Annotated in this window: 6 protein-coding genes, 2 rRNA genes and 1 pseudogene; all 9 read right to left on the bottom strand. The window is 41.9% G+C overall.

What is annotated here, in order from left to right; all coding sequences use genetic code 11:
• Positions 1-24 precede the first annotated feature (24 nt).
• The 9 genes and pseudogenes from Q8N22_00740 to Q8N22_00700 all read right to left on the bottom strand — a co-directional run bounded on the left by Q8N22_00740 (position 25) and on the right by Q8N22_00700 (position 14,007).
• Positions 25-3,150 (bottom strand): annotated as a pseudogene (locus tag Q8N22_00740) (DNA-directed RNA polymerase subunit beta).
• A 17-nt stretch (positions 3,151-3,167) separates the two neighbouring features.
• A complete protein-coding gene (mltG, locus tag Q8N22_00735; GenBank protein ID MDP3052466.1) occupies positions 3,168-4,190 on the bottom strand; it encodes an endolytic transglycosylase MltG in 1,023 nt (340 codons plus the stop codon).
• Between the two features lie 7 nt (positions 4,191-4,197).
• A complete protein-coding gene (locus tag Q8N22_00730) occupies positions 4,198-5,262 on the bottom strand; it encodes an FtsW/RodA/SpoVE family cell cycle protein (GenBank protein MDP3052465.1) in 1,065 nt (354 codons plus the stop codon).
• Positions 5,263-5,299: 37 nt separating this feature from the next.
• Entirely contained in the window at positions 5,300-6,082 is a 783-nt protein-coding gene (locus tag Q8N22_00725; GenBank protein ID MDP3052464.1) for a hypothetical protein, read from the bottom strand.
• A 42-nt stretch (positions 6,083-6,124) separates the two neighbouring features.
• A 5S ribosomal RNA gene (gene rrf, locus Q8N22_00720) occupies positions 6,125-6,234 on the bottom strand.
• Between the two features lie 104 nt (positions 6,235-6,338).
• Positions 6,339-10,420: ribosomal RNA gene (locus tag Q8N22_00715) — 23S ribosomal RNA — on the bottom strand.
• 404 nt (positions 10,421-10,824) lie between these two features.
• The gene (locus tag Q8N22_00710; protein MDP3052463.1) at positions 10,825-11,517 is read right to left on the bottom strand and encodes a hypothetical protein; all 693 of its coding nucleotides are present in this window, start codon (positions 11,515-11,517) and stop codon (positions 10,825-10,827) included.
• Between the two features lie 119 nt (positions 11,518-11,636).
• Positions 11,637-12,329, bottom strand: coding sequence for a type II secretion system protein (locus tag Q8N22_00705; GenBank protein ID MDP3052462.1), 693 nt, complete (start codon positions 12,327-12,329; stop codon positions 11,637-11,639).
• Positions 12,330-12,345: 16 nt separating this feature from the next.
• A complete protein-coding gene (locus Q8N22_00700) occupies positions 12,346-14,007 on the bottom strand; it encodes a hypothetical protein (protein ID MDP3052461.1) in 1,662 nt (553 codons plus the stop codon).
• Between the last annotated feature and the right edge of the window lie 180 nt (positions 14,008-14,187).

Genomic DNA, 14,187 nt, shown 5'->3' with positions numbered 1-14,187 from the left:
GTCGTTGGATTTTATTATTTCCACGTCCAATCCCAAGCTTTTAATTTCACTTACCAAAACATTGAAGGAAGCCGGTAAACTGGGTTTTTTGATTTTTTCTCCTTTGATTATGGATTCAAAAGTTGAAGAACGGCCCATTACGTCATCGGATTTAATAGTAAGCATTTCCTGAAGCGTATGACTGGCGCCGTACCCTTCAAGGGCCCAGACTTCCATTTCTCCGAAACGCTGGCCGCCAAGACGCGCTTTGCCGCCCAAGGGCTGTTGAGTGATAAGAGAGTAGGGGCCGGTAGACCGCATGTGAATTTTATCTTTAACCAAGTGGTTAAGCTTCATTACATATATGTAGCCGACCGTTATCGGATTACGGAAAGCTTCACCGGTCCGGCCGTCAAAAATTTTTACTTTTCCGTCTTCCGGCAGACCGGCTTTCTTGAGTTCTTCTCTTATTTGGTCTTCAGAAGCGCCGGTGAAAATCGGAGTAACCGCCTGATATCCTAATTTTTTGGCGGCAAAACCCAAATGGGTTTCCAAAATTTGGCCGATATTCATCCGGGAAGCAACGCCCAAAGGATTAAGAATCACGTCAACCGGCGTTCCATCTTCAAGATAAGGCATGTCTTCAACCGGTCTGATTTGAGAAATGACGCCTTTATTTCCGTGGCGGCCCGTCAATTTATCGCCGACCTGGATATTGCTTAACTGGGCTACCTGGATTTGGATTCTTTTTATGACGCCCGGGTCAAGTTGGTCTCCTTTTTCACGGGAAGAAATTTTTATGCCAATAACCCGCCCTTGTTCTCCGTGAGGCATTACCAGAGAAGTGTCTTTAACATCGCGGGCTTCTTCGCCAAAAATAGCCCTCAATAAACGTTCTTCGGAGGTTAATTCAGATTCCCCTTTTGGAGAAATTTTTCCCACCAAAATATCATCCGGGTTAACTTCGGTTCCAATTCTAACAGTTCCCTCTTCATCAAGGTTTCTTAATTTATCTTCGGATACATTGGGAATATCAGGAGTAGTAATTTCCGGGCCAAGTTTGGTTTCGCGGACGTCACAGTAGTGATCTTCAATATGTATGGACGTGAAACGGTCATCATTCACTACTCTCTCCGAAAGAATAACCGCATCTTCAAAATTGGCTCCTTCCCACGGAGTGAAAGCCACTAAAAGATTCTGCCCTAATGCCAACTGGCCATTGTCTATTGAAGAGGCGCTGGTTAAAAAATCCCCTTTCTTTATTTTTTGTCCTTTTTTGATAACCGGATATTGAGAGATGCAGGTTGATTGATTGGACCGTTTGAATTTAATCAAATCATATTTTTTTGTTCCCGCGGCAGTTTTCAGCTCAATATGTTTAGCGTCAACGACGGTAATTTCTCCGTCAGCCGGAGCGGTAATCACTTGGTGGGAATTCTCGGCGATTTTTCCTTCCAGCCCGGTGCCTACTAACGGAGCTTCCGGTTTAATCAGCGGAACGGCTTGTCGTTGCATGTTTGAACCCATTAACGCCCGGTTGGCGTCATCGTGTTCAATAAAAGGAATCAAGGAAGCGGCCGGGGAAAAAACCTGATGCGGAGCGGCATCAATAAAATCAAGTTCTTCTCTTAAACAAGTGGCCGGCTCGCCTTTAATTCTCGCTTCAACCGTGGATTCTAAAATTTTTCCTTTTTTATCAATATCAATGGCGGCGTGAGCGATGTTATATTTTTCTTCCTCAAAAGCGTCAAGCCAGATCACTTCCAAACCGACTATCCCATTTTTAACTTTATAATATGGCGCCTCCAGGAAACCGAATTCATTCACCCGGCTGAGATTGGCTAAGTGATTGACCAATCCAATATTAGCTCCTTCGGGAGTTTGAATCGGGCAAATACGTCCGTAGTAAGAACGATGAACATCGCGGACTTCAAATCCGGCCCGCTCGCGAGTCAATCCGCCGGGACCCAAAACCGAAAGCAAACGCTTATGCTCAAGTTCGGCCAAGAAATTTTCTTGGTTCATAAACTGAGAAAACTGGGAAAGCATAAAGAATTCCTTTACCACCGCTATCAAAATTTTGGGATTAATCAACTGTGTCGGCATTGATATTTCCATAGCGTTTAAGGTTGACATCCTGTCCTGAATAACCCTGCGCATTCTGGCGAACCCGACCCGCAATCTGTTCTGAACCAATTCTCCCACCGCTCTCACGCGGCGATTACCGAGGTGGTCAATATCATCGGCTTCGGCCATCGGTTCGTTATTAAGTTTTACAATTTCTTTGATAATTGCTATCAGATCTTCCAAATCAAGTTGTCGCGATTCTTTTTTAAGATCCAACCGCTGATTAATTTTAAAACGGCCAACCGGAGAAATATCATAACGGTCAAATCGCGAAAACATCGGCTGGATTAAAGAACGGGCATTGTCAGCCGTAGCTAAATCGCCGGGACGCAATCTTTTATAAATTTCCACGAAAGATTCGTCATCATTGGAGGCGGTATCTTTCAGGAGAGTCGGTTCAATCGCTTTGCCGAAAATTTTAAGAATTTCTTCATTGGTAAGCGATTTCTTTTTATCGGCAACCGCGGCAAAAATTCTCAAAAGACAGGTAATCGGAACTTTTCTTTTCCGGTCTATTTTTACGCCGATGAAACCGTTGGGTTCGGATTCTATTTCAAGCCACGCGCCCCTATTAGGAATCACTTTGGCGCCGAAAAATTTCCGTCCCCGGAAAATATCGGCCGAGAAATAAACGCCGGCGGATCTGATTAACTGGGAAATCACCACTCTTTCCACGCCGTTGATAATAAACGTTCCCCGCTCGGTCATCATCGGGAAATCGCCGAAATAAATTTTTTGGGTATTGCTGGTTTTAGAGAGATTGTTTACTAATTTTAATTTAACCCGGAGAGTGGCTTCGTAGCTTTGCTCTTTGTTCTGAGCTTGAATTTCATCATATTTGGGTTCGTCAAAATCAAAATCAAGAAAATGAAGTTCCAGTTCTTTTCCGGTTCGGTCCTTAATCGGAAAAAATTCTTCAAAAAGGTCTTTTAAGCCGGCGGTTAAAAGCCACTTATAGGATTTAGTTTGAATTTCTATTAGATTTGACTCCTCAATAAACGGTTTTTGATAAGAAGAGAAATTTTTCTTTGTTAAAGAATTCATCTTAATCTTAAATAATTTTATAGATATTTTTGACGATTTTTGTTTTGATCTTCCAGAGTTTCGGAAAAAATCGTTTCTTTCGTTTGGGAATCTGAAAGATAAAACCAATAATTTGAAGCCTTAGGACTTAAAGCGGCCTGTATCGCCATCTGACCAGGATTGGCAATGGGTGTCGGCGGCAAGCCTAAATTCAAATAAGTGTTATAAGGCGAATCCAATTTCAAATCGCCCGTTGATAACTTACGCTGAGAACAGGAATAAAAATCCCCTTGGCATTTAGTATAAAGAACAGTCGCGTCAACTTGGATAGGCATTCCCACTTTTATCCGCTTATTGAGAATCCCCGCCACCAGTTGCTGATCGTTAAAAACCGGAACTTCTTTCTCTAAAATAGAAGCTAAAATCAAAATTTGATACCAATTATTTTTTTGGCTTATTAACGGCCAAGCTTTGTTCTGAAAATTATCAAAAAATTTTTTAGCTGCCTCTTCGACTGAAGAGTCAATTTTGAAACGATAAGTATCAGGATAAAGGAAACCCTCTAAATTGTCAATACCTTCCAAGAAAGGATAAGCTTTTATTAGTTCGTCATTTTTTCCGCCTGCGGCGGACCCGCCATGGACGGGAAAATAAAAACTAACTAATGAATTTTTTGGGATAATATTTGCCGAACTCAAAATCCGGTCTATTTCTTTAAGAGTTGAGCCTTCAGTGATAGTGATGGAAACTTCTTGGCTTGAATCATCAATCAAAAAATTAATTATTTCCGGAACGCTCAAGCGGCCGTTCAATTGATAAATGCCTGATTTCAAATGCCGGGCTTTGCCCGTAAAAATAGCGTAAAGTTTAAAAACAGTTATTGAGCGGATTATCCGGGCTTGAGAAAGAGCGGCGGAAATTTCTTTCAATCCCTGCCCTTTTTCAATTTTCAATTCAAATTTTATATCCGAACCTATCGGCTTCAACCCGTTAAAATAAAAAACAGAAAACAAAATCAGGACTGCTGCCAGTATTATTCCGCCAACCAAAATAAAACTCACCCTTTTGTTAAAACGAGGATTCAATTGCAATATTTTGTATTATACCGATGAGCAAAGCGTTAGTCAATAAGCTAGATCCTCCGTAACTGAAAAAAGGAAAAGTTATCCCCACCACCGGTGAAAGCCCCAGACAAGAACCGATATTAAAGAAAAATTGCGAACCGAGGGCGATAGCGGCGCCCAAACAAATAAATTTGGCGCAGTTGCCTTCCGATTTGATGCCAATTTTAATTATTCTGAAAATAATCAGCAAAAAAGCGGCAATCAAAAGAAGGCCGCCGACCAATCCCCATTCTTCCACGAAAGCGGAAAAAATAAAATCGGTTTGGGCTTCAGGCAGAAAACCCAGCCGGCTTTGCGTCCCCTGCTGGAAGCCTTTTCCGAATAATCCCGCCGAACCGATGGCGATTTTTGACTGAATGACATTATAATTCGTTCCCAAAGGATTCCGGTCCGGAAAGATAAATCCCAAAACCCTTTCTTTCTGGTAGGGCCTCAGAAAAGTCATCCAAAGAAAAGAAAATACCAAAATAAAAATTAAAAAACTGGCGAAAATCCTCTGCCATTTCAAGCCGCTTACTATCAAAAAACTGAACCAAATACCGAAAAAAATTATAGCCATACCCAAAGCCGGTTGAAGCGCTACCAGCGCCGCCGGAATAAAAAAATAAAAAAATGAAGCGGCTATGTTTTTAATCAATGAAACTTCAAGATAACGGCGCGAGAAAAAACTGGCGAAAATAAGAATCAGGGAAATTTTTGCCAATTCCGATGGCTGAAACTGGAAATTTCCGATTATCAACCAGCTTTGGGCGCCTCGGATAGGCCTGAAAAAAAAGGCGGCAATCAATAAAATGATCGTCAGCCAATAGAAAGACAGCAAAAACCAATTTTGGGTTATAAGCCAACGCCAGTTAATTTTTGCCGCAAAAAAAATAATCAAAAAGCTCAATGCGTACCAAATAAGTTGGATTTGAAAAAGCGCCGGTTTGGTAGACGAAAGCGATATTAAACTGGCCGCGGCCATAAAAATCAAAGCGCCGATAAGCCACCAATCAAGTTTCTTAAACATAAAAATTTAATTACCGTAATTACGGCAATTACTGTAATTACTGTAATTTGGTAATTTGGGGTTCAATAAAAATCTTGGTTCTGTTTGTATCTATTTTTTTGGTCCAATCGCCTTTCGGGAATCCAATGGAAAAGGCCCGCTGTTCATCCCCTTTGAGGCCAGCTAAGGTTGTGTAAGACGCGTTTAGGATTTGGCTTCCATCAAAATTATAAATAAGGGCTATGATTTTTGTTTGAGATATTAAAAGAGGACTTTTATTTCTAATAATACCTTTCACTATTACGCTTCCGTTTGAAATTACTGTTTGATGAGAGGGATTCGCTAAATCAGGTTTGGGCATTTTTTCCTGCGATTGCCAAACAGTACTGGAGGCAGATATTTCCAGTTCCACCCGTTTTGCGTCTTGAGGATTAACCGGAACGGCGGTTGCTATTAAATATTTTATTTCGCCGCTGTAAATAGATGACTGACCTCCAACGGTTTTCAGTAAGCCGAAAGGGCCGATGATTTTGAATTGGTAAGAAAAACTTTCAGCCCCGAAATTCAAATTGGGATTAGTAATCTCAGCCAACAGCGTTATCCCGTTTTCTCCAGCCGGCAAAACTAAAGCCCAATCACCCGCCAAATTTTTCAATTGGGTTAATTCACAGGACGGACAAAATCCGCCACAATCAATGCCGATTTCGTTTTGATTCCGATGTCCATCGGAACAAGTGGGCGCGGGTTTCAAAAATAAAATATAAATCAGCCAAAAAATAATAAATATTATTAAAAAATAGAAAGCGCCGTAAAGCAGTTGTTTAACCAAGCGAGGGGTCATATATAAATATTACAACTAAATACTAAAATATTAAAATAAAAATCCCCGGCAAAGCCTACTTTCGCCCCGAAGGACTATCATTGGCGTTTATGGCTTTTACTTCCGTGTTCGGAATGGGAACGGGTAGGACACCATAAACTGTATCACCGAGGAATATTTTCGTGCCTCGCTATCGCTCGCCACTGACGCTGATAAATGCTGATAAAGCCGATTTATGCCGAACAATAGTGAAGCACGATTTTAGACAACTTTTTGAGGTAGAGAATAGATGGTCTATTAGTACCTCTCGGCTGAACTCCTTACGGAGCTTACACCTAAGGCCTATCAACCCAGTAATCTTCTGGGGACCACCTAAATAATAAATTATTTAGTGATACTTAATCTTGGGAGGGGCTTCGCGTTTAGATGCTTTCAACGCTTATCCCGGCCGAACATAGCTACCCGGCGGTTCAGCAGGTGCTGAAGCCGGTAGACCAGAGGTTCGTTCAACTCGGTCCTCTCGTCACGAATTCACATATCACTATGTGCGCAGACTATATCTTCACCCGCCTAAATTTTTACAAAAATAAAATTTTAGCGGGGCCGGCGTATTATAATATCAAAATTGATATTATCTTCATCCGCCAATCGGCGGAATTCAGTCGTTACGGGGTCAAACCTAAATTTTTTAGCAATTCTCTTTTGGTTTTCTTTCTTTTAGTTGTGTAATTTTCTGATTGAATTTTCAGAATATTATCAACCAATCTCTTTAATTCGTTACCGGTTAGTTTGCTTTTTTGAAGCAACTTCGCCGATGCCAAAAGAATTTTAGCTTGGACTTTCTTGAATTTAATGAACGGCGACAGAGATTTGATTATCTTTTCCGTTTGGCGGAAGCCATTGATTCTTAATTCCGACATTCCGTCTTTTCTTTTGGAAAGATAACCTATTCCCAAAATTTTTCTAATCCATAAAAGGGGCTTATCATGGCGCGAATCTTGATAAAAACAAATCGTTAGCATGAAACGCCTCTTGGATATATTCCCCTCTTTACGTTTTTTGATTTGAAGCATTAAGCTTCCATCGCCATCAAGAAATCCAGCTATATAAGCTAAGTTGATTTTAGATTGACTTCCCACGGTATTATCTTAGCATTTCTTGGTCCTCAAGTAAATTATCACAAGACCGATTGTAATAATTAAATGGTAAGATTTCACCGTTATTAGCCGAATTTTCAATCCGAATTACTTCGGAAAGTAGCAAATTTTGTTTACTAGAGTCGACTTCCCTCAAGTATTCATCGCTGACAGTAGATAGAGACCAACCTGTCTCACGCATATTGGTCACTTATTACTAAGTGTATTGGACTATATCTTCATCCGCCCATTTTTTTACAAAATTTTGGCGGAGGCTAACGCTTAGTCTCTACGGGCTTCTTTAATTTATAAAGAATTCCCTCGGTATTGCCCTAATCATCAATTAGGGTTCCACCGATATTAGTTAGCTAAATTAATTAAACTATTGGAATATAGAAATTACTTTCTATAACCGCCGTGATTGATGTCATAATCCTCGGATTCAAACCGTTCAATTCATAAAAATTACAGTAATTACTGTAATTACGGCAATTACCGTAATTATGTTTATGAACTCAACGGTTTGAACCCAGCTCGCGTACCCTTTTAATTGGCGAACAGCCAAACCCTTGGGGCCTTCTTCAGTCCCAGGATAGGGTGAGCCGACATCGAGGTGCCGAGCGGAGCCGTCGATATGGACTCTCGGGCTCCACCAGCCTGTTATCCCCGGGGTAGCTTTTATCCGGTGTCTCCGACCTTTCTATAAAGAATCGTCGGGTCACTAAGTTCTGCTTTCGCATCTGCGCGACTTGTCAGTCTTGCAGTTAAGCCGGCTTTTGCCTTTACGCGTCCAGCCCGATTTCCATCCGGGCTAAGCCGACCTTAATAAACTCCTCCGTTACTCTTTAGGAGGATAACGCCCCATTAAAACTGCCCGCCAGACAGTGTCTCCGAACGTTTTTGCCGTTCAGATTAGATTTTAAAACTCGAAAGATGGGTGTTTCATTGTCGGCTCCATTCCGCCCGAAAGCGAAACTTCAAAGCCTACCCACTACACTACGCATTAAAGTTCTAAAAACAATATCAAGCTGCAGTAAAGCTCCCGGGGTCTTTTCGTCTTACTGCCAGTACCCCGCGTCTTCACGGGAATCGCATTTTCATCGGGCTCTTCGTTGAGACAGTTCTCCGATCGTTACGCCATTCGTGCGCTTCAGAACTTACCTGAAAAGGAATTGCGCTACTTTAACACAGTTATAGTTACTGCGGACATTGACGAGGGCTTCGGGCAGTGGGCACTCCAACTTGCGTCAGAGCACTCCCGCCGTTAACCTTCTCGCATCGGTCAGGCGTCACCCCCTATACATCCTCTTACGAGTTAGCAGGGAGCTGTGTTTTTGGTAAACAGTCGCCAGAGATTCTTTCGCTGCGGGCTGACTTGCGTCAGCCAAGACATATTGCGAACTTACGTCTGCTTTTTTGCCGAGTTCCTTAACGAAGAATTACCCGTTCCCCTGAGGCTCCTCGCCTCACCCACCTGTGGCGGTTTACGGTACGGAGCCCATTAACATAACTCTTAGAAGGTTTTCTTGAAAGACTCTTCAATCGCATTAGCCAAGTAAAAACTTAGCCTTACTTCGATAAACGATTGGGTGCCACTAAAGGCTTGCACCCGGATTTTCCTGGATGCCCAATCTTATTATTAATGACGCCAAACCATTAAGGCGCGCGATTTTATTTTCTTTGTCACTCCATCGATAATTAATGGGCAGGTCGGAATATCAACCGACTGTCCTTCAGCTGCGGCTTTCGCCATTGCCTTAGGGCCGCCTAACCCTCCGTCGATTTTCGTTGCGGAGGAAACCTTGGATTTTCGGGGATCAGATTTCTCATCTGATTTGTGATTACTCATGCCAACATTCTCTCTTCCCAGCGCTCCAGTCGCCCTCGCGGGTCAACCTTCACAGCGGCTGGAAATGCTCTCCTATCACTCGTTTTTTGTAAACAAAAAACGAATCCGCGTCTTCGGTAGTATGCTTAGCCCCGATAAATTTTAGACGCCCCCAACCATCGGATAGTGAGTTGTTACACACTCTTTAAAGGATGGCTACCTCTAAGCCAACCTCCTATTTGTCTCTGGTTGGAGACTTTCTTTAACACTTAGCATACATTTTGGGACCTTAGACGGCGGTCAGGGCTTTTTCCCTCGCGACCACGGAGCTTAGCCCCCGTAGTCTGACTGCCGGAGAACAAAATCTGGTATTCGGAGTTTGATTGATTTGTCGAACTTTCGTCCTTTACAAATCATCCAGTGCTCTACCCCCAGAAATCTATTTATCCGACGCTAGTCCTAAAACTATTTTGGAGAGAACCAGCTATTACCAAGCTCGATTAGCTTTTCACTTCTTATCCCAGTTCATCCGAGAGTGTTGAACGGCTCACCGGTTCGGACCTCCAGCCGAATTTCTTCGGCCTTCATCCTGACCAGGACAAGCTCGCTTGGCTTCGGGTCTTACTCGCACTGCTATTAGCGCTATTAACACTTGGTTTCCCTTCGCTTCCCTCGCTTCGCGAGGTTAAACTTGCAATGCAAATAAAGTCGTTGGCTCATTCTTCAATAGGCACCTCGTCACCCGTTATTTCTTGCGAAATTGTAAGGCTCCGAGTCCTTGTAAGTATATGGTTTCAGATTCTATTTCACCGGCCTCAACGGCCTATTTTTCACCTTTCCCTCACGGTACTTGTTCACTATCGATCACAAAGTGTATTTAGCCTTAGGAGATAGTACTCCTGGATTCCTCCGAGGTTGTCTGGCCTCGGAGTACTTAAGAATGAAAAACTAAGAGTTTGCCGACTTTTGTCTACGAGGCTATCACTCTCTTTGGCACCGCTTTCCAACGGTTTCGACTAGCCAACAAATTTGTAACTCTTATCTTAAGTTTCAAGCTTTAAAACTTAAGAAAAATTTCCATCTTGCAACGTTCATTAAAATCTTCTTGCGAAAATTTTAACAAATTTAGGCTCTTCCCGTTTCGCTCGCCGCTACTCAGGGAATAAAAATCTTTTTTTTGTTCCTCCGCTTACTGAGATGTTTCACTTCAGCGGGTCTGCTATTCCAAAATTTATATTTGGAATCATTTGCATTTTATGCAAATAGGTTTCCCTATTCGGAAATCCCCGGGTCAAAGGTTGCTAGGCACCTCACCGAGGCTTATCGCAGCTACGCCACGTCCTTCATCGCCACTTTGTGTCAAGGCATCCACCATATACCCTTATTAATTCTCTACCTCAAAAAATTGTCTAATTTAATTCCGCGCCAAAAAAAAGACTTGGCACGGGGGTCATATTAATTTTTTAAATTTCTTTCCGATTCAATCTTTTCTTCTTTACCCACACACCGATTGAGCATTTATTTTTTACGGTAGACATTAATGCTTAATTGGTCTGGGGGCAAATTGTCCGGCTATAAAAATAAAATTCCCGCCGTTTTCAGGCGGGGTATACAACAAACTTTAACTTAATAAAGTTTTTCACCTCGCCCGTTATAGTGAAAAATATACATATATGTATAAAGTATTGGGTAAATTATAAACTTTGTCAACCCCGCATCTTTTCTGGATACGAATTTCGCTTTCGCGAATTCGTACGTGAAATAATCCAGAAAAGATGCGGGGTTGATTAACTTAACTTTTATCTTTTATGCTCTATTTCATCTTTCATTTTATTAAGAAGATGAGAAGCATAATCTTTGCCTCCTAAGCCGAAAGCGATTCCGCCGGCCAAGGCAAACATAGCCACCAAACCGGAAATGATTATATTGAACAAACTGCTGGCAATCCCCAATTGCGCCAAAGCGGCCAATGATCCGAAAACCACCACTGTCCACCAGGCAAGAGCGCCTAAAAAGTGCGCTACTTCAAACCGGGCGCCGGCAACGGAAACCTTAACTATTGATTTGAGGAATCCGGCAATAATGAAGGCCGTCAATGAAATCAAAACGGCTATAATGATGTTGGGAATGTAATTAAGAATTGAGCTGAGGAAACCGGAGAAAGCGTAAAATTTCAAAATATCGGAAGCAGCCAGGACAAACGCGATAACCACAAACCAATAAACAATCTTTCCCAGGAATTTTCCGGTATCAAGCTTCCAACCGCCCCGTTTCAAGTACTCCTCCAATCCCGAGCGCATCAAAAGATTATCCAATTTTATCAAGCGGACAACTTTTATCACTATCATGTCCAAAACCGAAGCGACGATCAAACCGACAACAAAAATTATCAACGCTCCTAATATCATCGGAATAACGCCCAACACCTGAATCCAAAGATTGCTCAAGGCCTGCAAGGTAACATCACCCCAACTTTGTAATAATTGTGCCATAATTTTTTAATTTTAATTTTCTAAATTATATTTTTTCGACCTTTTTGTTCACTGATTTAAGTATAGCAAAAATCCATTAAATAAACAGCGCGGTGGGATTGTGGATAACCCTGAGGTAATTATTTTTTCAAAACAAAACTATTCGCGGTGTTATAAAAAGATTCTTTATATCCATCCCAACTGCTTTTAATCGTGTTGAAAGTTATAATCCAGACATTTTCTTCTTTTTCATCCTTGACGAATACCGTCAAAATTTTGAAATTTACTCCTTGTTGAGAAAGTTCCACTTCCATTGCATGGCCGAGTTTGCCGCTTATTGTCATATCCTGTTCTTTAGTGAAAACAGTATTCGGAATAGTTTGCAGAAGCGAGTTTTTAAGGTTCTGCAGGTATTCATCCAGAGTTTTTCCCTGAAGCGCGTCAAAAACCACCGCCAAATAACTTTTGAAATTAATTTTTTGGGCCGCGGAATCTTTTATGATTTCATTCGTGTCAAAAGCCATTGCCGAAACCCCGGCCGCGGCTTCGGTTTTTGACCAGCCCGGAGGAAGATTAATGGAAAAATCATCGGTTATTATTTTATTTTGAGATTGTTCGGGGCTGGGCTGATTATCTGTTACAATGCCATTTTCTGTTTTTCCTTGATTCGTTGTCGGTGTTTGATTTTCCGTTGCGTTATCCGCGGTCTCTTCCGCCGTGTTGTTCAAATTCAGTTGCGCGGTTTTCTGAAAAAATAGGAAATAAACGCCGATTAAGACCGCCAATATGACGCCGATAATTGCCAAAACAATAATAATCTTTTTGTTTTTCATAAACTTGCGCGGAAAACTATTTCGTGGTCAGGAAATAATACCAGGGGCGTTTTTCACTTATTAAATTTCCGTTGTCAGCGCTGACGGTCTGCGTATTCCCGGTATTTATTTTTATGAATCCGAAAAGGTTTCTTGATTCGCTGACTTCCATTTTATATACCGGCTGGTCATTCTCTGTGGTTAGTTGGACGGCTGTCGGCGCAATATTTAATTTTTCCGCCGCCTGGCTGGCCGTCATCTTAACTTCAACATTTCCTATTTTCAGTAAATTATCGGATATGGAAACATTGTCAGTTGTGACTTCCAGATTTTTATCTTTAATAATGACAATGCTCCCGTTGGATTCCACGCTTATCGGCCTGTCCCCCACGTTAAGCAATATTCTTTTTCCGGTGGCCTCCACTATTATCACGTTATCAATTTTCATTTCATTTTTACTGACTTTTATATCCGTAGCCACTTGATTAATTTCACTCGCTTCAATTTCGTTCCGGTTTTTAATCAAATCGCCGACCATCTGGGTTTTTTCATACTTTAAGGTCTGAAGCTCTTTAACTTGTTGCGAGGTGTTTTGAATGGCGCTGATATTTTCAATTTTGGCTTTATAATAAGTGTCTATTTCTTGGGCCGATTGGATTGCCACCGGTTTTACCGGCTCGGCGATTATCGCCCGGTTAGAAACACTTGAAACGCCAGCCACAGTTTGAAGACTACACTGCGCTTTTACTTTTTGGAGGCCATCTTCCAAATTAGTCAGATTGTTTTTGATTCCGTCTCTTGAAAGACCGGTTTTGTTCTTTAACTCGGTGTCACTCAACGCGTTCAACTCTTGATAATAAATAATTTTTTCTTGCCATTGTTTGACTTCGCCGCATCGGTTCACTTCTACTGCCGTAGCGGTAGCGGGAGAAATTGTCAGCGTCGACTGAACAACGGTGGGCGATTGCAATTGTGTTGTCGCAGTATTACACCTTTCTTTGCTTGCGGTAATTTGTTTTTTGAGTTCCAAAATTCTTTGAGTTATCGCATCGCTTTTTTCCGTGTCGCCATTGGCTTGGGTCGTCTGAAGGTCGGAGAGAAGAATATCATATTGTTTCATCAAATCATTGCCGATATAACAAACGGAAATGACCTGAGGGGTAGCCGCCGTAACGGGAATTCCCGGGGAAACGGTTTTCGTTGAAGTTATCGGAACATTCTGCCCACTGGAAGAACCGGCAGAAGAACCGGCGCTGGGAGCAGATGACTTCGTGTTTGTGGTTGTATTGGTGATCGCGCAATGATTAACGCAAACGCTTTTGGCATATTCCTGCCAAAGCGAGGAAGGTTTACAGGAACTATCCCCTCCCTGATTTTCCGTATATCCGTCATAACATTGGACATAGGAATTTTTAAAAGCGCCAACGCCGCATTCATTGGAAACGGAAAAACTATTCACTCCGCATTTAGTAGTAGCAGTGTTTGACGTTGAAACTGATTTCGTTTCGGCAGGCATCACCTGAGTAGTAACTGTGTTTGACACTGGAGCCGACTTTGTTTCGGTAGGTACCGCCTGAATAGCCGTCGGCGGGACTGAAACGGCCGTTCCGGAAATATTCGTAGTCTGCGCTAAAGAAATCACCGGCATCACTACGACAAAAGCCAACAGAATAATAATAAAAGGTTTAATGTTTTTCATATTCTAATTATAGCAAATTTAAGTTTGATTTTCTCGAAAGTGGACTTCGTGCGAACCAGTTGGAACCAAATTATACAGGAATTAAGGGCTTGGCAGGCATTACAAGGCGAAATAGCGTCTGCTTGTTAGATTACCAAAATTAAAGCATGCCTAATGCTCTCCATATATCATCTTCACGAA

This window comes from bacterium (assembly GCA_030693325.1).
Lineage (GTDB): Bacteria > Patescibacteriota > Minisyncoccia > UBA6257 > MFKM01 > MFKM01.
Note: the sequence above shows the minus strand (reverse complement) of the source record. Positions and strands in the feature narration are given on the sequence as shown.